This window comes from Burkholderia sp. AU45388, assembly GCF_030481585.1.
GTDB classification, from domain to species: Bacteria; Pseudomonadota; Gammaproteobacteria; order Burkholderiales; family Burkholderiaceae; genus Burkholderia; species Burkholderia sola.
The window spans coordinates 37,813-63,163 of the sequence record NZ_JAUJPV010000025.1 but is presented as its reverse complement, the minus strand read 5'-3'; the positions used below and the strand labels follow the sequence as shown (position 1 = coordinate 63,163).

Here is a 25,351-nt window from a genome sequence, read left to right as displayed (position 1 = left end):
TATGCCGATGCCCGTCCACGCTGCTTCCCCGCGCGTCGATTCCGACGCGATCCGTTCCGTCGAGGCCGTCGACGCCGCGCTCAAGTCGCGCCGCGCGGTCCGCGCGTTCCTGCCGACGCCCGTGCCGCGCGACACGATCGAGGCGATCCTCGAAGCCGCGAGCCGCGCGCCGTCGGGCACCAACATCCAGCCGTGGCGCGTGTACGTCGCGACGGGCGCCACGCGCGACGCGCTCGCCGCCGCGCTCACCGCGGCCTACGACGACCCCGCGCGCGACGAGAAATACGTCGCCGAATACGACTACTACCCGCGCGAATGGGTGTCGCCGTATATCGACCGGCGCCGCAAGGTCGGCTGGGACCTGTACGGCCTGTTGAACATCGGCCGCGACGAGAAGGCGCGCATGCATGCGCAGCACGCGCGCAATTTCCGCTTCTTCGATGCGCCGGTCGCGCTGTTCTTCACGCTGGACCGGGTCATGACACATGGCGCGTGGCTCGATTGCGGGATGTTCCTGCAAGGCGTGATGACGGCCGCGCGCGCCCGCGGCCTCGATACCTGCCCGCAAGCCGCGTTCGTGCCGTTTCACCGGATCGTCGCCGAACATCTCGACATTCCCGCCAACGAGCTGCTCGTCTGCGGGATGTCGCTCGGCCAGGCGGACCCCGACGCGATCGAGAACCGCCTCGTCACCGAGCGCGCGAGCGTCGCGGAGTTCGCGCGCTTTTTCGCTTGAAAACGCATGACGCGGCCCTACCTGTCGAGCAGGACCGGATCGTGCTGCGAACCTGTCGCGGCACGCCCCGTCACATCGCGACCGAAATCGATCGGGCGTAAGATGTGCGTCCGTTCCCCGCTATCCCGCGTTTCCGGAGACGTTTCATGCTGAAACACGGCCTGGCCGTCCTGCTTGCGAGCGTCGTGCTCGCCGCCCATGCGCAGAGCCCCGCGCCGGCCGTCGTCGCATGGGAAATCCAGGTGGTGCGCGACGGTCAGACGATCGACACGTTCCAGCAAAACACCACCGTGGGCCAGTCCCGCACCGATACCCATCGCTACCCGGCCGCCGTGCCGGTGGGCTGCGGCAATGCCGCGCGCGTCGTGCCGACCGAGCGCTCGCGCTCGGTGACGGTCGCCCCGCTCGCCGTCGACGCCAGCGCGAACACCGTGTCGCTCGGGCTCGACGTGCAGGAAACGCTCGACGACGAAAACGCGACGCGCAGCGATCCGTGCGTGCCGGCGTCGCCGCGGCAAATCGTCGCGAGCCACCCCGGCCTGGCGGTCGGCGGCGACGCCTGGACCGACTGGACGCTCGTCGAGCAGCATCCGCATCTCGTGTACCGCGTGCGGGCGCACGTCGCGAAGGACTGAACGTCATGTCCGCCGATGCCCTCTCCTTGCCGTTCGCCGAGCCGCACGCCGCGCCCGACGAAATCACCGCCGTCAGCTGGAACCTGCACAAAGGGCGCTCGCCGCTCGGCTTCACCGCGTGGAACGCGATGCGCGACTGGATGCAGTCGACTCACGCCGACGTGTATTTCCTGCAGGAAGCGATGGCGCGCCGCATGCCGCGCCCGATGCTCGCAGCGGGCTTCGGCGCGCCGATGGACGACACGGTCGACGACGTGTGGCATTGCCAGGCCACCGAGATCGCGCAGGCGCTCGACTGGCAGATCGCGCTCGGGCCGAACGTGTTCAAGCCGTCGTGGCGGCACGGCAACGCGATCCTGTCGCCGCATCCGCTCGACCTCGGCGGCCGCTGGGACATCTCCGCGCACCGCTTCGAGCGGCGCGGGCTGCTGGTCGCGCGCGCGACACTAGCGGGCGCCCGACCGGTCACGCTGCTGTGCGCGCACCTCGCGCTCACGCGCGCCGCGCGGCTGCGCCAGATGCACTGGATCGCGCACTGGATCGTGCGCAACGCGGGCGATGGCCCGCTGATGCTCGCCGGCGACTTCAACGACTGGCGCAACGATTCGGTCGCGCTGTTCGGCGAGATCGGGCTGTCCGAGGTCGCGACGCTGCTCGGCGAATCGGGCCGCACGTTCCCCGCGTTCTCGCCGGCGCTCGCGCTCGACAAGATGTTCGTGCGCGGCCTGACGCCGCTCGAATGGCGCGCGCCGTCCGGCGAAGCCGCGTGGCTGTCGGACCACCTGCCGTACATCGCGCGCCTGCGCCTCGATCCGCAATAACGCCCGCGGCCGGCCGCGCGCCCGCCCGTCACCGCGCCGCCGGCGCCCGCCGCACTCGCCGCACTCGCCGCAACACGCGCGGCCGACCACCGAAGGCCTATTGAAAGGATGTGTTGCGCCAAATCCGCGCAGCCGCGGGGGTCAAGCCCGCGATCCGCGTCGACAGGGTAAAATAACGAGTTCCTCAAACGTCTGTCATCGAGAAGGCGCGCGTTCGACGCGCGCCGGCCGGCCGATTCGCGATCGGGCCGTCGCACTCGGTTTTTGCCCATTTTTTGGGCCCGTTACACGCGTTCGCCACGCGCGTCCGTTTTCAAAGCCATGAGCAAATACGACACCGCCACCGTCCAATCCGTCCATCACTGGACCGACACGCTTTTCAGCTTCACCTGCACCCGTGAGGCGAGCCTGCGCTTCAACAACGGCGAATTCACGATGGTCGGCCTGGAAGTCGACGGCAAGCCGCTCGCGCGCGCCTATTCGATCGTCAGCCCGAACTACGAAGAGCATCTCGAATTCTTCAGCATCAAGGTGCAGGACGGCCCGCTGACGTCGCGCCTGCAACACCTGAAGGTGGGCGATACGGTGCTGATCGGCAAGAAGCCGACGGGCACGCTGGTCGCCGACAACCTGCTGCCGGGCAAGACGCTGTGGATGCTGTCGACGGGCACGGGCCTCGCGCCGTTCATGTCGATCATCCGCGATCCGGACATCTACGACCGCTTCGACAAGGTGATCCTGACCCACACGTGCCGCCTGAAGGGCGAGCTCGCGTACATGGACTACATCAAGCACGACCTGCCGGGCCACGAGTACCTGGGCGACATCATCAAGGAAAAGCTCGTCTACTACCCGACGGTCACGCGCGAAGCGTTCGACAACGAGGGCCGGATCACCGACCTGATCGCGACGGGCAAGCTGTTCACGGATCTCGGCGTGCCGGCGTTCTCGCCGGAAAACGACCGCGTGATGCTGTGCGGCAGCACCGCGATGCTGAAGGACACGACCGAGCTGCTGAAGCAAGCCGGCCTCGTCGAAGGCAAGAACAGCGCGCCGGGCCATTACGTGATCGAACGTGCGTTCGTCGACTGATCGATCCCCCAATTTGTGCCGCATCAAGAACCGGAGCGAAAGCTCCGGTTTTTTTTCGTCCGGACTTGGCGAATTCGTAACAAACTGGGACCATTCCATCTCAAATAGTTACATTTGGATACGCCGTCCCCGGGCGGTCGGGTGTCAGTGTTTTTCCTACAACACCTTCATTCCGATTATTCACATTTACCCTTAAATGTCCGCCTGACATGACCTTTTCGGAAATTTTGAGATATTATTCGGCGCGCGTGGTTGCCGTTCGGATGAGCGTGAAAGGGTCGGATGCAAGTGTTACAAGACGTAACTTTTGTTACTTCGGCATGGAGCGATTTTCCGGCGGCGACCGTCATCTAAACGGCAGCCAGCCCACGCAGCCAGCCGGTGTCTGAACCGCTTTCTGACAGCAGGGAGAGTCATGGATACGTCGCTTAACGCGCCCTCGGGCGCCCACGCCCCGTTCCCGTCGCGGCAGCGCATGCCTGGCCGCGCTGCTACTCCGCCGATGGCCGACGCCGCGTCGAAACGTGACGCGTCCGCCGCACGGATCGCGGCACTTTCCGCCCAGCTTCTCGCCGCCGACGAAGCGGCTCGCCGCCATCTGGCCGGCGAACTGCATGACGGGCTCGGCGCCGAATTGACCGCCGCCCGCTTCGCACTCGCAAACGTTCAAACGTGGCTGCCGGCCGATGCGCCGGAAGGCTGCCTGCGCGCGCTGGCGCTGGCGCAGCAGGCGCTCGACGCCGCGACCGACGCGAATCGCCGCCTCATCGACGAGCGCGACACGCCGGCGCTGGACGCCGGCATGGTCGGCACGCTGGCGTCGTGGATCGACACCCATGCGGCCCGCACGGGCCTGCGCACGAGCTTCGTGTGCGCGGCCGACGCCCGCCTGACGCAGCTTGCCGGCGCGAGCGCGCTCGCGGTGTTCCGCGTCGCGCAGGAAGCGTTGTCGAACGTCGCGAAACACGCCCGCGCGACGTCGGTCGACGTCCGGATCGCCACCGACGGCACGCACCTGTCGCTGAGTGTCGCCGACGATGGGACCGGTTTCGCCCGGCACCGCCGCAACGGCTACGGCCTGGCCGGCATGCGCGCCCGCTGCGAGGCGTTCGGCGGCAGCTTCGAGGCGGCCACGCCGGCCACCGGCCGCGGCACGCGCGTCACCGCACGCTTCGCGTGGGATTCGCTGCTCGCGGTGCCGATCGCGGCACGCCGCGCGTCGCTTTCGTGAGGTCGCGATGAGCCTGAACATCCTGCTCGTGGACGATCACGCGATCGTCCGGCAAGGGATCCGCCAGTTGCTGATCGACCGCGGCATCGCGCGCGACGTGACCGAGGCCGAGAACGGCGGCGACGCGATGGCCGCCGTCGACAAGCAGGAATTCGACGTGATCCTGCTCGACATCTCGCTGCCCGACACGAACGGCATCGAGGTGCTCAAGCGCCTCAAGCGCAAGCTGACGCGCACGCCGGTACTGATGTTCTCGATGTACCGCGAGGACCAGTACGCGGTGCGCGCGCTGAAGGCCGGCGCGGCCGGCTACCTGTCGAAGACGGTCAACGCCGCGCAGATGATCAACGCGATCCAGCAGGTCGCGGCCGGCCGCAAGTACGTGAGCCCCGCGATGGCCGAGGCGCTCGCCGAATACGTGTCGTTCGAGAACGAACCGCTGCCGCACGAGAAGCTGTCCGATCGCGAATACCAGACGCTCTGCATGCTCGCGTCGGGCAAGCGGCTCACCGATATCGCGAACACGCTGTCGCTGTCGGTGAAGACGGTCAGCGTGTACCGGTCGCGGCTGCTCGAGAAGATGCGGCTGTCGAACAACGCGGAACTCACGTTCTACGTGATGAGCAACCGGCTCGTCGACATGGCGCCCACGGCCGGCGCCTGATCCTCCGGCCAGCCCCGCATTCGTCCGATCGCGCGACGCGGCGCCCGCCGCGCCGCGCTTGGCCGCGCCCGCTTCGCCCCTCCCTTCGCACCCGTTTCGCGCGCAAACGCTTGTTTTTCCGGACGATTTCACGCCGCGCCGCTGCACCGCAGCGGGGCGTGCACGCCAAATCGGCTAAAATTGTCGGTTTTCACTCAGTCGGCGCGCCGTGCCTGCGCGTGCCGGCGATTCATCCGCAATGTCTCTCTTCCGCAAGAAAAACGTCGATCGCATGATCGCCGGCGCGCAAGCCGCCGGGCTCAAGAAAGCGCTCGGCGCGATCGACCTCACGTTCCTCGGCATCGGCGCGATCATCGGCACTGGCATTTTCGTGCTGACCGGCACCGGCGCCGTGCAGGCCGGCCCCGCACTGATGCTGTCGTTCGTGATCGCCGCGATCGCGTGCGGCCTGGCCGCCTTGTCGTACGCGGAGTTCGCGTCGTCGATCCCCGTCGCCGGCTCGATCTACACGTATTCGTACGCGACGCTCGGCGAGCTCGTCGCGTGGATCATCGGCTGGGACCTGATGCTCGAGTACGGCCTCGCGTCGTCTGCCGTGTCGGTCGGCTGGTCGGGCTACCTGCAATCGCTGCTGCAGGGCTTCGGGCTGTCGCTGCCGACCGTGCTGACGGCCGCGCCCGGCGCGATGCCGGGCGTCACCACGTGGTTCAACCTGCCCGCCTTCCTCGTGATGATCGTGATCACGACGCTGCTGTCGATCGGCATCCGCGAATCGACCCGCATCAACAACATCATGGTGTTCATCAAGGTGTCGGTCGTGCTGCTCGTGATCGCGGTCGGCCTGTTCCACGTGACGCCCGCGAACTGGAAGCCGTTCATGCCGCACGGCTGGAACGGCGTGTTCGGCGCGGCCGCCGTGATGTTCTTCGCGTTCATCGGCTTCGACGCGGTGTCGTCGGCGGCCGAGGAAGTGAAGAACCCGAAGCGCGATCTGCCGATCGGCATCATCGCGTCGCTCGCGGTGTGCGCGGTGCTGTACGTGACGGTCGCCGCGGTCGCGACCGGCATCGTGCCGTCGGCCCAGTACGCGAACATCTCGCACCCGATCTCGTACGCGCTGCAGGTCGCCGGCGAGAAATGGGTCGCGGGCTTCATCGATCTGGGCGCGGTGCTCGGCATGCTGACCGTGATCCTCGTGATGAGCTACGGCCAGACGCGTGTGATCTTCGCGATGTCGCGCGACGGGCTGCTGCCGGCCGCGCTGTCGCGCGTGCATCCGCGTTTTGCGACGCCGTTCCTGACGACCTGGCTGGTCGGCCTGTTCTTCGGGCTGATCGCCGCGCTCGTGCCGCTCAACGTGCTCGCCGAGCTGATCAACATCGGCACGCTCGCGGCGTTCTCGATGGTGTCGATCGCCGTGCTCGTGCTGCGTCGCACGCACCCGGAGCTGCCGCGCGCGTTCCGCTGCCCGGGCGTGCCCGTGGTGCCGATCCTCGCGGTCGCGTCGTGCCTGTTCCTGATGCTGAACCTGCAGCCCGTCACGTGGGCCGCGTTCGGCATCTGGCTCGTGATCGGCCTCGTGATCTACTTCCTGTACTCGCGGCACCACTCGAAGCTCGCGCACGGCCACCCCGACGCGCACTGATCGCCGCCGTGCCGCACGCGGCACGCGGCACGGTGCGCACCCGCGGGGCCGGTTACCGGCCCCGCTCGCCATCCCTTCTTCTGTTTCACGCATCACGCCACGTTGCCTTTCCTGCAACGATCCGCGCGTCAATTCCGATTTCCATTTGCCGTTTTTCGAATGCCGGTATATTCGATTTCGATCGAAAAATCGATCGATCAAAAATGTCATTGAATTGAATATAAATAGAAGAAAATAATATCGCGCCCAGCATTGAACTCTTGCATCGGCCAAACTAGTATTCAGTCGGCTGGCCGCGTTCCTCGCCCAGCCCCGATCAGACGGGGTTCTGCGCCGCAGCGGGCGCAACGCGATGCAATCGATTCAATCGAAGCGTCTTTTCATCAAACGGAAATTCATTGCACGTTCACAAGCGAATTTTTCAGAACCTTTTTAATTAAAAAATAAAACCGGATAAATCCGGTCGCTGGTATTGAATTGCCTCCATCCGGAGGCATGTCGCTGCACCTGTCCGAAGTTCAACAAAAACCTGAGAGGTCTTTCATGAGCAATACATTGGTCAACGTCACGGCGAAGGTCGAAATCAGCGCGACCAACCAGACGATTACGGGGCTCAAGGATTATCAGAGCAAGAACTGGGCGATCGGGCTGAACGGGGATACGCTGGCACCGGACGGTTTCCTGACGTTCTTCACCGAGCGCAACCTGCCGTTCAGCTACTACGTCCGCGCGCGTGGCGTCTCGGTCGGGGAGCCGAGCGCGTACCAGGCGAATATCGAAACGCTGACGCAGCACATCAACGCGATTCGCGCATCGGAGACGAACCTCGTCCAGGCGACGATCCGCGAGCTCGAGCTGTACAAGTCGAGGAACTGGGCGATCGGCCTGAACGGCACGACGCTGCAGCCGGACAACTTCCTGCCGTTCTTCGGCACCCGCTCCGTGCCGTTCGAGTACTACGTGCGCAGCGGCGGCGTCGAGCTTGGCTCGCCGAGCGCGTATGACACCAACATCCGCAACCTGACGCAGTACCTGGGCTCGCTCTGACGCATCGCCCCGCCGGGCGGATGCATCCGCCCGGCGCCTGCCGACCGCCCCGTCACGAGCCGCGCTGCCCGCCTTCCTTGCCGCCGCGCCGCGCCCTTCCCCGTCTTGCCTCTTCCCCGTCGCCTGCACGCTTGCCCCGGCCGGTTCATAATCGCGCCATCGAACGGCGGCCCGCATCGGCGGTGTCGCCCGGCAACAGGAAGAAGATGATGGAAAGCGTCGATCTCGATGTATTGAAATCCAGTGCGCGCTGGCTCGAAGAAGGGCGTCGCGTGCTGCTCGTGACGGTCGTGAAGACGTGGGGCTCGTCGCCGCGCCCCGAAGGCGCGATGCTCGCGGTGCGCGAGGACGGCCTGGTGGTCGGCTCGGTGTCCGGCGGATGCATCGAGGACGACCTGATCGCCCGCGTGCACGCGAGCGGCATCGCGGCCGATGCGCGCCCGGAAGCGCTCAAGTACGGCGTGACGGCCGAGGAAGCGCACCGCTTCGGCTTGCCGTGCGGCGGCACGATCCAGCTCGTGCTCGAACCGCTCACGCGCGACAGCGGCGTCGCCGCGCTGTGCGCGGAAGTCGAGGCCGGCCGCCTCGTCACGCGCACGATGACGCTCGCGACCGGCCGCGCGTCGCTGTCGCCCGCGCAGGCGACCGACGGGCTCGCGTTCGACGGCGAACGGCTCGTGACGATCCACGGGCCGCGCTACCGGATGCTCGTGATCGGCGCCGGCCAGTTGTCGCGCTACCTGTGCCAGATCGCGGTCGGGCTCGACTACCAGGTGACGGTATGCGATCCGCGCGACGAATACACGGATGCGTGGGACGTGCCGGGCACGCGCGTCGTGCATACGATGCCCGACGATACGGTGCTCGACATGAAGCTCGATGCGCGTTCGGCCGTGATCGCGCTCACGCACGACCCGAAGCTGGACGATCTCGCGCTGATGGAGGCGCTGAAGACGCCCGCGTTCTACGTGGGCGCGCTCGGCTCGCGGCGCAACAACGCGGCGCGGCGCGAGCGGCTGCGCGAATTCGATCTGAGCGAAGTGGAACTGGCGCGGCTGCACGGGCCGGCCGGCATCTACATCGGCAGCCGGACGCCGCCGGAAATCGCGATCTCGATCCTCGCCGAGATCACCGCCGCGAAGAACAACGTGTCGCTGCCGACGATCCTGCAGGTCGAAGGCGCGAAGGCCGCGCGCGAAATCGCGGCGAACAGCGGCGCGGCCTGCGGCCTCTGACCCACGGCGGCGGGCGGCCGCGCGCTCGCCGTCGGGCGCAGGCCGCGGCCGGCGCGAACGTCGATCAGGTCAGGCCGGCAGCCAGCGCGGCGGCGACCGAACCGACCACCAGCACGACGCCGACCGTGCGGCGCTTGTTCAGCTCGGTCCACAGCAGCACGCCCGTCAGCGACAGCAGGATCAGCGAGCCGGCGATCGTATCCATCAGCAGCACCCAGCCGAGATTCATCCCGACGCCGCGATGCAGGTTGTTCAGCGTCGTCAGGAACGTGTTGCCCGTGCGCTTCACCGACACGTAGCCGTTGCCGACCCAGTATTCGCCCTGCAGGTTCTGGTGCGGCCCGAACACGCCGAATTGCCAGTGCTCGGGCTGCATCACGCGCTTGTCGCCCCACGCGACGGCCTGCGCGGGCTCCTTGCGCATGCGGCCCGGCTTGCCGTCGAAATGCAGCTCCTGCTGCAGCCACTTCGTCATCGCGGCGGGCGTCTTCGGCACCGGATCCGGCAGCGCGATCTGCATCTCCTCGACCTGCGGCTCGCCGGTCGAGATCTTCAGCGGCGGCGCGCGGTGGTTCAGCACCACGCCGGTCACGCCGAACAGCAACCCGAGCACCGCGCCCCACAGCCCGACCCAGCCGTGCACCTTGCGCAGCCACTTGATGAAGGTCGCGCGGCGCGAGCGCCGGCGGCGCGCGGCCAGCTCGTCGTCGTTCAGCGGGCGGCCCGCCGGGTGCAGCACGGTGACGCCGCCGCGCGGCATGCCCGTCTTGGGCGGGTCGATCGTTTCGGGCGCGTTCACGCGAAGGTATCCATTCGTTCAAAACGACGGGCGGCGCGCAGGAAATGCGCGCCGCCCGGGCAACATGAAAATGAGAATGGATATCATTACATAAATCGGAAGGCGGCTCAATCCGTGCGCGTACGGACCGGCAGGACGCACGCCGCGCACGAACGCGGAAAAAAGGATGCATTGCGACCCGATGGCGACCGATAGACGCAACATGTCGACCGAATGATCCCGCCGACCACGGACGGCCGTCCGTCGGAAGCCACCCGGCGGCAGGCCGTTCAGCGCAACGGCGGCAACGGGAAACGCGGCGCGGCGGCGTCCGGCGCGGGCTCGGTGCGATCGAGCGCGTACAGCCACGCGAGCAGGTCGGCAACCGCCTGATAGAGCTGCGGCGGAATCCGGTCGTCGAGATCGACCTGCATCAGCAGCGACACCATCTCCGGCGCCGTGTGCACGTACAGCCCCGCATCGTGCGCACGCGCGACGATCATCTCGGCGAGCACGCCATAGCCCTTCGCGACCACGCGGGGCGCCGCATCGCCGCCTTTCGGGTCGTAGACGAGCGCGGCCGCGCGCTTGCGGGACGTCACGCTCATCGCAGCGCCTCGTCATCGTCGCCCGGCACCCGCGCGTCGGGGCCGCCGGCCGCGCCGCGCGCATACGCGGCGGCGGCCGTCTGCGCGGCGAACAGGTCGAAGCCGTCCGGCCCGTCGTCGACCGCGCGGATCGACAGCCCGCCCACCTTGAGCCCCGAGCCTTCGAGCCGCTGCCGCAGCGCGGCTTCGTGGCGCGTGAGGCGATCGGCGCCCGTCTGGTTCGCCCGCAGCCGGGCGAGGAGCTGCGCGCCGTTCAGCACCAGTTCCGCATCGACCGTGCCGAGCGACGGCAGCGTCAACGTGAGGCGCGTGCGCCACGCGATGCCGTCGCCCGTGTCGTCGCCGCCGCCGCGCGGTGCGCGGTGGCCCGGGTCGTCCGGTTCGATCGTCCAGTCGAGCCGCGCGCCGGGCCACGCCTCGCCGGTCCAGCGAAACTGGTCGGTCGCGAGCGCATCGAGCTGCTGCCGAACGAGCGGCACGGCGGCCGGATGCACGGTCGCGAGCGGCTGCGCCTGCGGATCGGACGATGCGGCGGCCAGCTCGGCGCGCGCGGGCGTCCAGCGCGTATCGGCGTGCGCGGCCAGCGGATCGGCGGTATCGGGCGGCAACGACGCGCCCGGCCGGGTCGCGGCCGGTGGGGCCTGCCCCGGGTCGCGCGCAGGAGCGCCGCCCTGGGCCGGCGGTGGCGCGCTGGCCCGCGCGGCGGCCGGCAGCGGCGGCGGGCGCTGCGCGAGCAGTTCGTCGAGCACGTCGGTCGGTTCATGCGGGACGGCTGCCGGGTCGGCCGGCGCGAGCGCGGTGGCGAGGCGTGCCTGCGGCTCGCGCATGAGCGCCGCGAGCGGACGTTGGCCGGCCAGCCACTGCGCGAGATGGGATTCGTAGAAGAGGCCGCTTTCGCTCACGGCCTGCGCCAACGCCGCGCGCAACGCCGCGACCGGCGGCGGCCCGGCCGCTTCGCGCACCGCCGTGGCGGACGATGCCGGATCGGCAGCCGGCGTGGACGACGCTGCGGGACCGGGCGCAGCCGGCGCGCGCGCCGGCACCGGCGTATCGGCGAGCAGCACGGCGGGATCGGCGAGCAGCGGGAGCCGGCCGACGATCGCCGGCGTCGCGTCGCCGCCCGAGCGCGAGATCGCGTCGAGCACGCGTCCGACCTCGGACAGCGCGGTCTGCGTGGAAGCCGGGGGGGCGGCGGGCGGGCTGCCGGCCGGCGGCGGGGACGACGCGCCGGCGCCCGGCGTGCCGACCTGCGCGGTCGCGCCGCCGCCGGCGGGCGCCGCCACGGTGCCGGTCAGCAGGCTGTCGAGGCGGCTCGCCAGCAGCGCGGCCGCAACGGAGTCGATACCGGTCATGATCGGGGCCTGCTCAGCTCAGCCAACGGGTTGCGAATCCGTGCGCGGCACGCCGGTGCCGCGCACGGGAACAGCGCGCGCCGCGTGCGGCGCCGGATGCCTCGCGCCGGTTTCCCGGCGAACGGCCCTACCCGCGCGCGCGATAGAGATCGGTCAATACCTGGGTCGAGCGCCGCGCCTCGAACAGCGCGGACAGCCGCGCGACGTCCGGGCTCGCGAGATCGCGGATCGCGGCGTCGTCGGCCAGGATGCGACGGATCAGGTCGAGCTTGCGGCCGAGATCCGATTCGTCGAGCACGACGCCCGGATCGGCCTGCTTCAACCCGTCGACGAGTTGCATGAATTCGGCCTGCAACTCCGGCAACGCGTTCCAGTCGGCGCCGCGCGCGGCGCACAGCATCCGGCCCGACACGGCGGCGAGCGCCTCGTAACGCTCGAAGTATTCGGCCTTGTGATTCATCGTGTTGCTTCCGCTACCTGTTGCGCGGCCATCCGCGCGACTTCCGGGGCGATGCCCGTCCATGCTTCCTCGAGCGTCGCGAGCAAGCCGTCGACCTCGACCAGCATCGCGTCGCTCGCCTGCGCGTTCGCTTCCAGCAGCCGCCGGCCGATATACGCATACAGCGCATTGAGCCGTTCGGCGATCTCGCCGCCCGCGTCGCGGTTCAGCGACGCCTGCAGGCCGCTCTCGACGATCCGGATCGCCTTGCCGATCGCTTCGCCGCGCCCGGCGACGTTGTCCTGCTGCAAATGCATGCGCGCCAGCGCGATCGCCTGCCGCGCGCCCTGGTACAGCATCGCGATCAGCCGGTGCGGGGAGGCGCCCATCACCCCGGTCTCGACGCCGACACGCGCATACGCATTGGCTCCAGCGTGTCCTGGGGAAAACATGCGCTTCTCCTTGTTATTTGCCTTGGCTAGTCGGGAGCCGCCGCCGTGCGTCGCACGGTGCGGCTTTCACCGGAGTTATCGGAAGGGATTTGGAAAGCTTTAGGTGCGCGGGCGCCGCGCCGGCGTCCGATGCCGGTTCGCCGGCCCCGTCGTGCAAGCCTGGAACCGTCTCTGGATGCCCGTCGCCGTTAGCCGTCCCCGAATGCCCGCCCCCGGATGCCCGTCGCCGGATGGCCGCTCAAACCGACATCTGCATGATGTCGTTGTAAGCGCTCACTAGCTTGTTGCGGACCTGGAGCCCGAACTGGAAGCCGATGTTGGCTTTCTGCATGTCGACCATCACGTCGTTCAGCGAGATGTTCGGCGCGCCGACCTCGAACGCCTTCGCCTCGCCCAGCGCGTGCTGCTGGTCGCCGCTGATCTTGTCGAGCGACGCCTTCATCGCGCTCGCGAACGTGCCGGCCGTCGCCGCGCCCGAGCCGGCCAGCGCCGCCGTCGGGCTCGCGACGCCGCCGGACGCCTGCGCGGCCATCGACTGCATCTGTTGCAACACCGAACCGATTCCGCTGACGTTCGCAGTCATGCTGTCCCCAGACATAGAGAAGAGACCCGGACGCACCGGGCGACCCGCCGGCGCCGCACCACGCGCACCATGCCGGATCGCGAAAAAGGATAGCAGCGCGGCGCGCGTCAAAGCCGCGAAAGTACGGGGGAAACCCCGCTCTTTTCGGTCGATCGGAGTGCGCCGCGGGTCACGATAATCGCATCGTGTCATTGTCCGCCCGCTCGTCCGAGCGAGCTCAGTCGTCCCGCTCCGGAGAAACTCGACGCATGGATTCGCAGGCCAACTCGCTGATCAACCCAGACGCCCGCGCGGGCCTCAGCCCGGCGCCAGGCGCCGCCGCGGCCGCCGCGTTGCCGGGCGCGGGCGGCGCAGGCGCGGACTTCGGGCTGGGCGGCTTCGCCGAACGCATTCCCGGCATCTCGCGGATGAAGGGCAACCCCAAGCTGCCGTTCGTGATCGCCGTCGCGTTCGCGATCGCCGCGATCACCGCGCTCGTGCTGTGGAGCCGGGCGCCCGACTACCGCGTGCTGTACAGCAACCTGTCGGACCGCGACGGCGGCGCGATCATCGCCGCGCTCCAGCAGGCAAACGTTCCCTACAAGTTCGCCGATGCCGGCGGCGCGATCCTCGTGCCGTCGAACCAGGTGCACGAAACGCGCCTGAAGCTCGCCGCGATGGGGCTGCCGAAGGGCGGCTCGGTCGGCTTCGAGCTGATGGACAACCAGAAATTCGGCATCAGCCAGTTCGCCGAGCAGATCAACTACCAGCGCGCGCTCGAAGGCGAGCTGCAGCGCACCATCGAATCGATCAACGCCGTGCGCAGCGCGCGCGTGCATCTCGCGATCCCGAAGCCGTCGGTGTTCGTGCGCGACAAGGAAGCGCCGAGCGCGTCGGTGTTCGTCGACCTCTATCCGGGCCGCGTGCTCGACGAGGGCCAGGTGCAGGCGATCACGCGGATGGTGTCGTCCGGCGTGCCCGACATGCCGGCCAAGAACGTGACGATCGTCGACCAGGACGGCAACCTGCTGACCCAGACCGCATCCGCGTCCGGCCTCGACGCGAGCCAGCTCAAGTACGTGCAGCAGGTCGAGCACAACACGCAGAAGCGCATCGACGCGATCCTCGCGCCGATCTTCGGCGCCGGCAACGCACGCTCGCAGGTCAGCGCGGATCTCGATTTCTCGAAAATCGAGCAGACGTCGGAAAGCTACGGCCCGAACGGCAATCCGCAGCAATCCGCGATCCGCAGCCAGCAGACCAGCAGCTCGACCGAACTCGCGCAGGGCGGCGCGTCGGGCGTGCCGGGCGCGCTGTCGAACACGCCGCCGCAGCCGGCTTCCGCGCCGATCGTCGCCGGCAACGGTCAGAACGCGCCGCAGACCACGCCGATCAGCGACCGCAAGGACCAGACGACCAACTACGAGCTCGACAAGACGATCCGCCATACCGAACAGCCGATGGGCAGCGTGAAGCGGCTGTCGGTCGCGGTCGTCGTCAACTACCAGCCGGTCGCCGACGCGAAGGGCCACGTGACGATGCAGCCGCTGCCGCCCGCGAAACTCGCGCAGGTCGAACAGCTCGTGAAGGATGCGATGGGCTACGACGCGAAGCGCGGCGACTCGGTCAACGTCGTGAACAGCGCGTTCTCGACCGTGAGCGACCCGTACGCCGACCTGCCGTGGTGGCGCCAGCCCGACATGATCGCGATGGCGAAGGAAGCCGCGAAGTGGCTCGGCATCGCGGCGGCCGCGGCGGCGCTCTACTTCATGTTCGTGCGCCCGGCGATGCGCCGCGCGTTCCCGCCGCCCGAGCCGGCCGCGCCGGCGCTCGCGGCGCCGGAAGACACGGTGGCGCTCGACGGCCTGCCCGCGCTGGAGAAGGCCGCCGACGAACCCGATCCGCTGCTGCTCGGCTTCGAAAACGAGAAGAACCGCTACGAACGCAACCTCGACTACGCGCGCACGATCGCTCGCCAGGATCCGAAGATCGTCGCCACCGTCGTGAAGAACTGGGTGTCCGATGAACGCTGAAGGCTTGACCAAGAGCGCGCTGCTGCTGATGTCGATCGGCGAGGAAGAAGCCGCGCAGGTATTCAAGTTCCTCGCGCCGCGCGAGGTCCAGAAGATCGGCGTGGCGATGGCCGCGCTGAAGAACGTCACGCGCGAGCAGGTCGAGGACGTGCTGCAGGAGTTCGTGAAGGAAGCCGAGCAGCACACCGCGCTGTCGCTCGATTCGAACGAGTACATCCGCTCGGTGCTGACGAAGGCGCTCGGCGAGGACAAGGCCGGCGTGCTGATCGACCGCATCCTGCAGGGCAGCGACACGAGCGGCATCGAGGGTCTCAAGTGGATGGATTCGGCCGCGGTGGCCGAACTGATCAAGAACGAGCATCCGCAGATCATCGCGACGATCCTCGTGCACCTCGACCGCGACCAGGCGTCCGAAATCGCGTCGTGCTTCACCGAACGGCTGCGTAACGACGTGCTGCTGCGGATCGCGACGCTCGACGGCATCCAGCCGGCCGCGCTGCGCGAGCTCGACGACGTGCTGACGGGCCTGCTGTCCGGCAGCGACAACCTGAAGCGCAGCCCGATGGGCGGCATCCGCACCGCGGCCGAGATCCTGAACTTCATGACGAGCGTGCACGAGGAAGGCGTGCTCGAAAGCGTGCGCCAGTACGACGCCGATCTCGCGCAGAAGATCATCGACCAGATGTTCGTGTTCGAGAACCTGCTCGACCTCGAGGATCGCGCGATCCAGATGATCCTCAAGGAAGTCGAGTCGGAAACGCTGATCATCGCGCTGAAGGGCGCGCCGCCCGCGCTGCGCCAGAAGTTCCTCGCGAACATGTCGCAACGCGCGGCCGAACTGCTCGCCGAGGATCTCGACGCGCGCGGCCCGGTACGCGTGTCCGACGTCGAGACGCAGCAGCGCCGCATCCTGCAGATCGTGCGCAACCTGGCCGAGAGCGGCGCGATCGCGATCGGCGGCAAGGCGGAAGACGCGTATGTCTGATTCGGCGAGCGATCGCGTGGGCACCCTCACCGCTTACCAGCGGTGGGAGATGGCGTCGTTCGACCCGCCGCCGCCCCCGCCGCCGCCCGACGACGCGGCCGCCGCCGCCGCCGCGCTCGCCGAGGAACTGCAGCGCGTGCGCGACGCCGCGCACGCCGAAGGCCATGCGGCCGGCCACGTCGAAGGCCAGGCGCTCGGCTACCAGGCCGGTTTCGAGCAGGGCCGCGCCCAGGGTTTCGAGGCCGGCCAGGCCGACGCACGCGAACAGGCCGCGCAGCTCGCGACGCTCGCCGCGTCGTTCCGCGAAGCCGTGTCGGCGGTCGAACACGATCTCGCGTCCGACCTCGCGCAGCTCGCGCTCGACATCGCGCAACAGGTCGTGCGCCAGCACGTGAAGCACGACCCGGCCGCGCTGGTCGCCGCCGTGCGCGACGTGCTCGCGGCCGAACCTGCGCTGTCCGGCGCGCCGCATCTCGCGGTGAATCCGGCCGACCTGCCCGTCGTCGAAGCGTATCTGCAGGACGACCTCGATACGCTCGGCTGGAACGTGCGTACCGACGCGTCGATCGAGCGCGGCGGCTGCCGCGCGCACGCCGCGACCGGCGAGGTCGACGCGACGCTGCCCACGCGCTGGCAGCGCGTCGCCGCCGCGATCGGCAAGGTGAGCACATGGTGACGCGCTCGCCCGACGCGCTCGCGCACGACGGCATGACGCCGCTCGAACGCGAGCTCGCGCTCGCGTCGTTCGGGCCGGCGGCCGCGTCCGATGCCGCGGATGGCGCCACGCCGCGTGGGGCAGCCTCGGCCGCCGCCGTCCCGCGCGCGCCGCACAACCCGCATCTCGCCCACTGGCGCACGCACCTGAACGGGCTCGCCGCGCGCAGCCACCACGCACTGCCGCTGCGGCCGTGCGGGCGCCTCACGCGCGCGGCCGGCCTCGTGCTCGAGGCGATCGGGCTGCGCCTGTCGGTCGGCGCCGAATGCACGATCGAACTGCCGCCCGGCAGCACGCTGACGCACGCGGAAGCCGAAGTCGTCGGCTTCGCCGGCGACCGCCTGTTCCTGATGCCGACCACCGACGTCGCCGGCGTGCTGCCCGGCGCACGCGTGTGGCCGCGCGAAAGCGCGCCGGTCACCGATCCGCTCGCGGGCGCGAAGCGGCTGCCGGTCGGCTGGGAAATGCTCGGGCGCGTCGTCGACGCGTCGGGGCGCCCGCTCGACGGCCTCGGCCCGCTCGCGTCGAAAGTCGATGCGCCGCTGTCGGCGCCGTCGATCAACCCGCTCGACCGCGAACCGATCCACCACGCGCTCGACGTCGGCGTGCGCGCGATCAACGCGCTGCTCACCGTCGGCCGCGGCCAGCGGATGGGCCTGTTCGCGGGCTCCGGCGTCGGCAAGTCGGTGCTGCTCGGCACGATGGCGCGCTACACGAGCGCGGAAGTGATCGTGATCGGCCTGATCGGCGAACGCGGCCGCGAAGTGAAGGAATTCATCGAACAGATCCTCGGCGAGGACGGGCTCGCGCGCTCGGTCGTCGTCGCGGCGCCGGCCGACGTGTCACCGCTGTTGCGGATGCAGGGCGCCGCGTACGCGACGTCGCTCGCCGAGTATTTCCGCGACCAGGGCAAGCACGTGCTGCTGCTGATGGATTCGCTGACGCGCTACGCGATGGCGCAGCGCGAGATCGCGCTGGCGATCGGCGAGCCGCCCGCGACGAAGGGTTATCCGCCGTCGGTGTTCGCGAAGCTGCCCGCGCTCGTCGAGCGCACCGGCAACGGGCCCGAAGGCGGCGGCTCGATCACCGCGTTCTACACGGTGCTGACCGAAGGCGACGACCAGCAGGATCCGATCGCCGATTCGGCGCGCGCGATCCTCGACGGCCACATCGTGCTGTCGCGTGCGCTCGCCGAGGCCGGCCACTATCCCGCGATCGACATCGAGGCGTCGATCAGCCGCGCGATGACCGCGCTGATCGACGAAACGCATCTCGACCACGTGCGGCAGTTCAAGCAGATGCTGTCGCGCTACCAGCGCAACCGCGACCTGATCGCGGTCGGCGCGTACGCACCCGGCCGCGACGCGCAACTCGACCGCGCGATCGCGCTCTACCCGCGCATCGAGGCGTTCCTGCAGCAGGGCTTTCGCGAATGCGCGCCGTTCGCATCGAGCCTCACTGCGCTCGATGCGCTGTTCGACGCTTACGGAGGCTGATCCCGATGGCCCACGGCTTTCCCCTTCAGTTGCTGCTCGACCGTGCGCAGGACGACCTCGACTCGGCCGCGAAGCAGCTCGGCACCGCGCAGCGCGACCGCACCGCGGCGGCCGAACAGCTCGACGCGCTGCTGCGCTATCGCGACGAGTATCACGCGCGCTTCGCGCAATCCGCGCAGAGCGGGATGCCGGCCGGCAACTGGCGCAATTTCCAGGCGTTCATCGACACGCTCGATGCCGCGATCGCGCAGCAGCGCACCGTGCTCGCGGCGGCCGAAGTCCGCATCGACGAGGCGCGCCCGAACTGGCAGCAGAAGAAACGGACCGTCGGCTCGTATGAAATCCTGCAGGCGCGCGGCGTCGCGCAGGAAGCGCAGCGCGACGCCCGGCGCGAACAGCGCGACGCCGACGAACATGCTGCGAAGATCCTGCGCATGCGGGCCGACGCGGCCCGTTCGTCGTAACCGACCACCGCATTCGAACGAGAGACCCGTCATGCCTCCCCTGCCCCTGCTCGGCGCGCTGCTCGACACCGCCGGCGCCGCACTCAAGGCCGCCCGCGGCTCGGGTGCGTCCGCCACCAACGATACGTCCGCCGCCACGAGCGCCGTGCCGTTCGCGCAGACGCTCAAGCAAAGCGTCGCCACGCGCGACGATACGGCCCACGCCGGCACGCCGGACGCGTCGACCAATCAGGCCGCGTCGAAGCCGGCCGCCGGCGCGAAACCGTCCGGCACGGACGACGACAAGGCGACCGACGACACGGCCGCGAACGCCGCCACCGTCAACCCCGACGCCGCCGCACTCGCGGCCGCCGCGGCCGTGCAGGCGCAATTGCAGGCGCGCCCGGACACCGCGACGCCGGCCGACGCGGCGACCACCGCGGCCATTGCCGCCGCGGCCACCACGCAAAAGACGGCCGTGTCCGGCCAGCCGGACGCCACGGCGACGCTCGCCAATCATGCAACCGCGGATGCGGCCGCCCAGCCGACCGACCCGGCATCGAGCCGCGACGCGCTGCAAGCGGCGCTCGCCAAGCTGGCGGGTGGTGCGGGCGCGATTGCGATGCCGGCGACCGGCGCGAGCGCCGCCACGCCGACGGCGCCGGCAGCGACCGCGTCGAACGCCGCCGCGCCGCTGACGCCGAAAGTCCCGACGTTCGACCGCACGCTCGCCGACGCGAAAGGCGCGCTCGCCACGCAACAGACGCCGACACAGATCACCGCGCAGGCCCTGCAGGCCGACGCGAACGCGCAGTCCGGCGCCCAGCATGCGCTCGCGGCGGCCGCCAACGCGACGGACCCGGCCGCCAGCGCGACGCTTGCGGCCGGCGCAACGGCTGCCGCCGCCGCGCAGGCGAACCTGCAACTGTCGCCGGCCGCCGGCGCGATCGCCGCGGCCAACGCGCACGTGCTCGCGCCGCACGTCGGCACGGCCGACTGGACGGACGCACTGAGCCAGAAAGTGGTGTTCCTGTCGAATGCGCACCAGCAGAGCGCCGAGCTGACGCTCAACCCGCCCGATCTCGGGCCGCTGCAGGTCGTGCTGCGCGTCGCGGACAACCATGCGCACGCGCTGTTCGTGTCGCAGCACGCGCAGGTGCGCGACGCGGTCGAAGCCGCGCTGCCGAAGCTGCGCGAGGCGATGGAAGCGGGCGGGCTCGGGCTCGGCAGCGCGACCGTCAGCGACGGCGGCCTCGCGTCGCAGCAACAGCAGCAAAACCCGCAGCAGACCTTCGCCCACGGCCAGTCGCCGCGACGCGGAAACGGCGGATCGTCAGCCGTCGATGCACCCGTCGACGCCGCGCAATCCGCACCGGTCGCCGCGCGCGCGAGCCGCGCCGGCCTCGTCGATACGTTTGCCTGAGCATGGCCGTGGCCGCACGCGCCGCGTTCAGCGGCCGTGCACCGCGGCAGCCGCCTCGCCGCGCGGCACCCCGCCCTTGCGCGCGGCGACGATGAAGTCCGCCGCGCGCTCGCCGATCATCACCGACGGCGCATTCGTGTTCCCGCCGACCAGCGTCGGCATCACCGACGCATCCACCACCCGCAGCCCGTCGACGCCGCGCACGCGCAGTTGCGGATCGACGACCGCGCGCACGTCCGAGCCCATCCGGCAGGTGCCGACCGGGTGATAGATCGTGTCCGCATGCGCGACGATCGTCGCGCGCAGCTCCGCTTCGCTCTGGTCCGGCCGCGTGTACAGCTCGCGCCCGCCCTGCGACGCGAGCGGCGCCTGCGACAGGATGTGGCGCATCGCGTGCGTGCCGCGCACCAGCAGGTCGAGGTCGCGTGAATCGCTGAAGAAGCGCGGATCGATCAACGGCGCGTCGCGCGCATCGCCGCTCGCGAGCGCGACCGTGCCGCGGCTGAACGGCCGCAGCGCGCACACGTGCAGCGAATAGCCGAAACCCCAGTGCATCTTGCGGTTGTGATCGTCGACGAGCGCCGTGCAGAAATGCAGTTGCAGGTCGGGCCGCGCGAGCGACGGATCGCTCTTGATGAAGCCGCCGGCCTCCGCGACGTTGCTCGTCATCATCCCCGTGCGGCTCGATAAATAGCGCACGAGCGCCGGCGTCATCTTCGCGATCCCGCGCAGGCACACGCCGACCAGTTCCGACGAATTCACGCGCGTGTTGATGATGAAGTCGATGTGGTCGATCAGGTTCGCGCCGACGTCCGGCGCATCCTGCACGACCGCGATCCCGTGCCGGCGCAACTGATCGGCCGGGCCGATCCCCGAACACATCAGCAGTTGCGGCGAATTGAACGCGCCGGCCGACAGGATCACTTCCGCGCGCGCGCCGAGCGTCTCGACGCGCCCGTTGCGCGATACGACGACGCCGACCGCACGCTTGCCGTCGAAGCCGACGCGCAGCACCGTCGCATCGGGGACCACGTGCAGGTTCGGCCGGTTGCGGCCGTAGATGTACGCGCGCGCCACGCTGCAGCGCGAACCGTCGCGATGCGTGACCTGATAGAAGCCGACGCCTTCCTGCGTCGCGCCGTTGAAATCGTCGTTCAGCGGATAGCCGGCCGCGTGCGCGGCCTGGATGAATCGTTCGGAGAACGGATTGCGAAAGCGCAGATCCGATACCGACAGCGGGCCGTCCGCGCCGTGCCAGGCGTCGGCGCCGCGTTCGTTGCCTTCCGCGCGGCGGAAATACGGCAGCACGTCCTGCCAGCTCCAGCCCGTCGCGCCGAGCTGCGCCCACTCGTCGTAGTCGCCCGGGTGGCCGCGCGTGTAGATCATCGCGTTGATCGCGCTCGAGCCGCCCATCCCGCGCCCGCGCGGCTGGTAACCGCGCCGCCCGCCGAGGCCCGGCTGCGGCACCGTCTCGTAACCGTAGTTGGTGCCGAGCTTGAACGGCACCAACGCGGCGATACCGACCGGCATGTTGACGAGCAGGTTGCGCTCCGTATGGGAGCCGGCCTCGATCAGCGCGATCGTCGCATCGGGGCAGGCATCGGCGAGACGGCCGGCGAGGCTCGAACCGCCCGAGCCGCCGCCGACGATGATGTAGTCGTATTGCATGTCACGTCTCCGTCGTGTCATGGAAGGCGCCCGGCACCGCCGCGCGAGCGTGTCTCCTCTTGTGTTCGGGCATTGTAGGAAGGGCCGTCCCGTGCGCGGCGCGCCGATTCAAGAGCGATTCCTCTAAACGCCCGCGTGAACTAAATTTAAGATGTATCGATGCGCATCGCGCGATGTACCGGCCACGAGAAGCCGATTCGTCGCGAAACGGGAGGAACGACGATGCAGCGCCAGATCCCGCAGGCGGCGTGCCGGCCGGGTGATCCGGAAGTCGCGCGCACGGTCCGCATTTCATTTCAAACGGCGGCCCGCGCGACGATGCGCGGCGTCATGCGCGCAGTCGGTCGAAATCGAACGGCACGCGTCGTCGCCGACCGTTTGGACGGTGTGTCGCCGCCGCCGCACGATGCGCGGCGCCACGCCGTCGCGGCCAGCTCGCGCTGCGCTGCCGCGATGCACCGGCAGACGATCGCAAGACGGCATCGCGTGCCCGCGCGTCACCGTCTCGGCGCGTGCGCGCATGCCGTGCGGCACGACGTTCGGACGCGGAAACCGTCGCGTGGATACGACGCCTGCCGCATGCAGAAACCGCTTTTTCGAGCATCCGTCGCATCCGGCCCGCGCCGCGCGACACGCATTACCCGATCCGCGTTGCCGCGCTCGCCGAGCGTGCGCGTGCGGCGTGACGGCCGGCCGATCAGCCAGGCCCAACTGGAGGAGACGACATGAAGAACGACCTGCCCGAACTGGCCCCGCAAGCACTGCCGTCGGTCGATGCGCTGACGTCGCTGCTGCACGACCAGCGCGCGGCGTACCTGCGCGCACCGTACCCGGCATGGGACACGCGCGCGCAGCACCTGCGCGCGCTGCGCACGATGCTGATCGACCACGCCGATGCGCTCGCCGACGCGATCAGCGCCGATTTCGGCCATCGCGCGAAGCAGGAAGTGCTGCTGTCGGAAATCTGGATGGCGAAGGAAGAGATCGACGATGCGCTGAAGCACGGCAAGCGCTGGATGAAGCCGATGCGCAAGCCGATGAACAAGTGGCTGCGCCCGGCGCGCGCGAAGGTGATTCCGCAACCGCTCGGCGTGGTCGGCATCGTCGTGCCGTGGAACTACCCGGTGCTGCTCGCGGCGGGCCCGCTGATCTGCGCGCTCGCCGCCGGCAACCGCGCGATCGTCAAGATGTCCGAACTGACGCCGCACACGTCGGCGCTGTTCGAGCAACTCATCGGCAAGACCTTCACGCGCGACCACGTCGCGGTCGTGAACGGCGACGCGGAAGTCGGCGCCGCATTCACCGCGCTGCCGTTCGACCATCTGCTGTTCACCGGTTCGACGCAGGTCGGCCGCCACGTGATGCGCGCGGCCGCCGACAACCTGACGCCCGTCACGCTGGAGCTCGGCGGCAAGTCGCCGGCGATCGTCGGACCGAATGCGCGCTTCGACGCGGCCGTCGACGCGATCGTCGCCGGCAAGACGCTGAACGCCGGCCAGACCTGCATCGCGCCCGACTACGTGCTGCTGCCGCGCGGAATGGAAGGCGCGTTCATCGAACGCGCGCGCGCCCGCTTCGCGAAGCTGTATCCGGACCTGTCGACCAACGGCGACTACACGACGATCGTGTCGCCGCGTCACTACGCGCGCCTGCAGCAACTCGCGAGCGATGCGCAGGCCGCCGGCGCGCAGTTGCATCCGCTGTCCGACGCACAGTCCGATCCCGCGTCGCGCCGCTTCGTGCCGTGCGCGCTCACGCAGGTGCCGGCCGCGTCGCAACTGATGCAGGAGGAAATCTTCGGGCCGCTGCTGCCGCTCGTGCCGTACGAGCGGCTCGACGAAGCGATCGCGTACGTCAATGCGCGCCCGCGTCCGCTCGCGCTGTACCTGTTCGACGAGGATGGCGGCACGATCGACCGCGTGATGCGCGAAACGGTCTCGGGCGGCGTATCGATCAACGAAACGCTGATGCACATCGCGTGCGGCAGCTTGCCGTTCGGCGGCGTCGGCGCGAGCGGCATGGGCGCGTATCACGGCTACGACGGCTTCGTGACGTTCTCGAAGATGAAGCCGGTGCTCACGCAGGCGCGAATGAACGCGCGCAACCTGCTCGCGCCTCCGTACGGCAAGCGCTTCGCCGCGCTGATCAAGCTGATGCTGAAGTTCTGAGCCGCAGGAGCCGCGCGTCGCGGCCCTGGCCAACCTGCCGCGCGGCATGGATGCCGCGCGCGCAGCCGTTACACGTCACACGGGCCAGAGCGGCCCTTCCTGCATTGCGCCGATCTGCTCGCGCAATTCGAGCACGCGCGCTTCCCAGTAACGATGCGTGTTGAACCACGGGAAGGCGGCCGGAAACGCCGGATCGTCCCAGCGCCGCGCGAGCCACGCCGCGTAATGGATCAGCCGGAGCGTGCGCAGCGCTTCGACCAGATGCAGCTCGCGCGGCTCGAATTCGCAGAAATCCTCGTAGCCCGCGAGCAGGTCCGCGAGCGCGCGCGACGCGCCTTCGCGATCGCCGGGCAGCAAGAGCCACAGATCCTGCACGGCCGGCGCCATCCGGCTGTCGTCGAAGTCGACGAAATGCGGGCCGGCATCGGTCCACAGCACGTTGCTCGGATGACAGTCGCCGTGCGTGCGCAGCAGGCGAATCTCACCCGCACGCTCGAACGCGGCCTCGACGCCTTCGAGCGCGAGCGCGACCGCGGTCTCATATGCCGGTCTGACGTCATCCGGAATGAAATCGTGCGCGAGCAGGTAGTCGCGCGGCTCGTAGCCGAACGTGCCGATGTCGAGCACCGGGCGCGCGACATAGGGCTGCGTCGCGCCCACCGCATGAATGCGGCCGATGAAGCGGCCGAGCCATTCGAGCGTGTCGCTGCGGTCGAGATCGGGTGCGCGGCCGCCGCGCCGCTCGAAGATCGAGAAACGGAAGCCGTCGAACGCGTGCAGCGTGCGGCCGTCGAAGGCTCGCGCGGGCACCGCCGGAATCTCGCGCGCGGCGAGTTCGGCGACGAACGCATGCTCTTCGAGAATCGCGTCGTCGGACCAGCGCGCCGGACGATAGAACTTCGCGACGACCGGCGGGCCGTCTTCGATACCGACCTGGTAGACGCGGTTTTCGTAGCTGTTGAGGGCGAGCAGGCGCCCGTCGGTGCGCAGGCCGGCCGGCATCAGCACGCTGTCGAGCGCGTCGAGCACGCATTCGGGCGTGAGGCCGGCGAACGGCGGGCTGGCGGGAGAAGCGGGAGCGGAAGTGGCGTCTGTCATGCCCCGCATTGTGCCGCCAGCCGGA

At 69.3% G+C, this 25,351-nt stretch carries 24 protein-coding genes; 16 read left to right on the top strand and 8 right to left on the bottom strand.

All coding sequences use genetic code 11. From position 1 onward, the window contains the following. Positions 1-7: 7 nt before the first annotated feature. The 9 genes from QZM72_RS29595 to QZM72_RS29555 all read left to right on the top strand — a co-directional run bounded on the left by QZM72_RS29595 (position 8) and on the right by QZM72_RS29555 (position 9,106). Positions 8-736, top strand: a complete 729-nt coding sequence (locus tag QZM72_RS29595) for a nitroreductase (protein ID WP_089468805.1) — start codon at positions 8-10, stop codon at positions 734-736. 146 nt (positions 737-882) lie between these two features. After that, positions 883-1,371 carry a hypothetical protein gene (locus tag QZM72_RS29590; protein ID WP_089468693.1) on the top strand — a complete coding sequence of 163 codons (489 nt, stop codon included), beginning with the start codon at positions 883-885 and terminating at the stop codon, positions 1,369-1,371. Positions 1,372-1,376: 5 nt separating this feature from the next. Continuing rightward, positions 1,377-2,192 carry an endonuclease/exonuclease/phosphatase family protein gene (locus QZM72_RS29585; RefSeq protein ID WP_175885837.1) on the top strand — a complete coding sequence of 272 codons (816 nt, stop codon included), beginning with the start codon at positions 1,377-1,379 and terminating at the stop codon, positions 2,190-2,192. 321 nt (positions 2,193-2,513) lie between these two features. Further along, positions 2,514-3,284: a ferredoxin--NADP reductase gene (locus QZM72_RS29580; RefSeq protein WP_050014236.1), complete on the top strand. Its 771-nt coding sequence runs from the start codon at positions 2,514-2,516 to the stop codon at positions 3,282-3,284. 415 nt (positions 3,285-3,699) lie between these two features. Beyond that, positions 3,700-4,515, top strand: a complete 816-nt coding sequence (gene rqpS / locus QZM72_RS29575; protein ID WP_301739834.1) for a quorum system sensor histidine kinase RqpS — start codon at positions 3,700-3,702, stop codon at positions 4,513-4,515. A gap of 7 nt (positions 4,516-4,522) precedes the next feature. Then, complete coding sequence (gene rqpR / locus QZM72_RS29570; RefSeq protein WP_089468696.1) at positions 4,523-5,179, top strand: response regulator transcription factor RqpR; 657 nt, start codon at positions 4,523-4,525, stop codon at positions 5,177-5,179. 238 nt (positions 5,180-5,417) lie between these two features. After that, complete coding sequence (locus tag QZM72_RS29565) at positions 5,418-6,824, top strand: amino acid permease (protein WP_089468697.1); 1,407 nt, start codon at positions 5,418-5,420, stop codon at positions 6,822-6,824. 543 nt (positions 6,825-7,367) lie between these two features. Beyond that, positions 7,368-7,871 (top strand): hypothetical protein, encoded by a 504-nt coding sequence (locus QZM72_RS29560; protein ID WP_089468698.1) that lies wholly within the window; start codon positions 7,368-7,370, stop codon positions 7,869-7,871. Positions 7,872-8,080: 209 nt separating this feature from the next. Then, a complete protein-coding gene (locus QZM72_RS29555) occupies positions 8,081-9,106 on the top strand; it encodes an XdhC family protein (protein WP_089468806.1) in 1,026 nt (341 codons plus the stop codon). Between the two features lie 64 nt (positions 9,107-9,170). On the opposite strand, the gene QZM72_RS29550 is transcribed toward QZM72_RS29555, so the two are convergent. The 6 genes from QZM72_RS29550 to fliE form a co-directional block, all read right to left on the bottom strand. After that, a complete protein-coding gene (locus QZM72_RS29550; RefSeq protein WP_301739833.1) occupies positions 9,171-9,905 on the bottom strand; it encodes a PepSY-associated TM helix domain-containing protein in 735 nt (244 codons plus the stop codon). A gap of 269 nt (positions 9,906-10,174) precedes the next feature. After that, entirely contained in the window at positions 10,175-10,492 is a 318-nt protein-coding gene (locus tag QZM72_RS29545) for an EscU/YscU/HrcU family type III secretion system export apparatus switch protein (RefSeq protein ID WP_301739832.1), read from the bottom strand. Further along, entirely contained in the window at positions 10,489-11,844 is a 1,356-nt protein-coding gene (locus QZM72_RS29540; RefSeq protein ID WP_301739831.1) for a flagellar hook-length control protein FliK, read from the bottom strand. Before QZM72_RS29540 ends, QZM72_RS29545 begins: the two co-directional genes overlap by 4 nt. Positions 11,845-11,971: 127 nt before the next feature. Then, positions 11,972-12,304: a flagellar protein FliT gene (locus QZM72_RS29535; protein ID WP_089468701.1), complete on the bottom strand. Its 333-nt coding sequence runs from the start codon at positions 12,302-12,304 to the stop codon at positions 11,972-11,974. After that, complete coding sequence (gene fliS, locus QZM72_RS29530) at positions 12,301-12,735, bottom strand: flagellar export chaperone FliS (protein ID WP_089468702.1); 435 nt, start codon at positions 12,733-12,735, stop codon at positions 12,301-12,303. The genes QZM72_RS29535 and fliS overlap by 4 nt, the downstream gene beginning before the upstream one ends. Positions 12,736-12,973: 238 nt before the next feature. Further along, positions 12,974-13,318, bottom strand: a complete 345-nt coding sequence (gene fliE, locus QZM72_RS29525) for a flagellar hook-basal body complex protein FliE (RefSeq protein WP_006486991.1) — start codon at positions 13,316-13,318, stop codon at positions 12,974-12,976. Positions 13,319-13,566: 248 nt separating this feature from the next. Between fliE and fliF the strand changes: the two genes are divergently transcribed. From fliF to QZM72_RS29495, 6 genes are read left to right on the top strand one after another with little or no spacing between them, the layout of a single operon-like run. After that, a complete protein-coding gene (fliF, locus tag QZM72_RS29520; RefSeq protein WP_301739830.1) occupies positions 13,567-15,330 on the top strand; it encodes a flagellar basal-body MS-ring/collar protein FliF in 1,764 nt (587 codons plus the stop codon). Beyond that, positions 15,320-16,315 (top strand): flagellar motor switch protein FliG, encoded by a 996-nt coding sequence (fliG, locus tag QZM72_RS29515; protein WP_050014223.1) that lies wholly within the window; start codon positions 15,320-15,322, stop codon positions 16,313-16,315. The genes fliF and fliG overlap by 11 nt, the downstream gene beginning before the upstream one ends. Beyond that, the gene (gene fliH / locus QZM72_RS29510) at positions 16,308-16,991 is read left to right on the top strand and encodes a flagellar assembly protein FliH (protein ID WP_089468705.1); all 684 of its coding nucleotides are present in this window, start codon (positions 16,308-16,310) and stop codon (positions 16,989-16,991) included. The genes fliG and fliH overlap by 8 nt, the downstream gene beginning before the upstream one ends. Continuing rightward, positions 16,985-18,526 (top strand): flagellar protein export ATPase FliI, encoded by a 1,542-nt coding sequence (gene fliI / locus QZM72_RS29505; RefSeq protein ID WP_301739829.1) that lies wholly within the window; start codon positions 16,985-16,987, stop codon positions 18,524-18,526. Before fliH ends, fliI begins: the two co-directional genes overlap by 7 nt. Positions 18,527-18,531: 5 nt before the next feature. Beyond that, positions 18,532-18,990, top strand: coding sequence for a flagellar export protein FliJ (fliJ, locus tag QZM72_RS29500; RefSeq protein ID WP_089468707.1), 459 nt, complete (start codon positions 18,532-18,534; stop codon positions 18,988-18,990). Between the two features lie 31 nt (positions 18,991-19,021). Further along, positions 19,022-20,392 carry a flagellar hook-length control protein FliK gene (locus QZM72_RS29495; protein WP_301739828.1) on the top strand — a complete coding sequence of 457 codons (1,371 nt, stop codon included), beginning with the start codon at positions 19,022-19,024 and terminating at the stop codon, positions 20,390-20,392. Between the two features lie 27 nt (positions 20,393-20,419). Here the strand turns inward: QZM72_RS29495 and QZM72_RS29490 are convergent, their stop codons facing one another. Next, positions 20,420-22,060, bottom strand: coding sequence for a GMC family oxidoreductase (locus QZM72_RS29490; RefSeq protein WP_301739827.1), 1,641 nt, complete (start codon positions 22,058-22,060; stop codon positions 20,420-20,422). A 725-nt stretch (positions 22,061-22,785) separates the two neighbouring features. On the opposite strand from QZM72_RS29490, the gene QZM72_RS29485 reads away from it, so the two are divergent. Continuing rightward, entirely contained in the window at positions 22,786-24,228 is a 1,443-nt protein-coding gene (locus QZM72_RS29485) for a coniferyl aldehyde dehydrogenase (protein ID WP_301739826.1), read from the top strand. A 75-nt stretch (positions 24,229-24,303) separates the two neighbouring features. On the opposite strand, the gene QZM72_RS29480 is transcribed toward QZM72_RS29485, so the two are convergent. Next, on the bottom strand, positions 24,304-25,326 hold the full coding sequence (locus QZM72_RS29480; protein WP_301739825.1) for a serine/threonine protein kinase: 1,023 nt from the start codon (positions 25,324-25,326) through the stop codon (positions 24,304-24,306). Between the last annotated feature and the right edge of the window lie 25 nt (positions 25,327-25,351).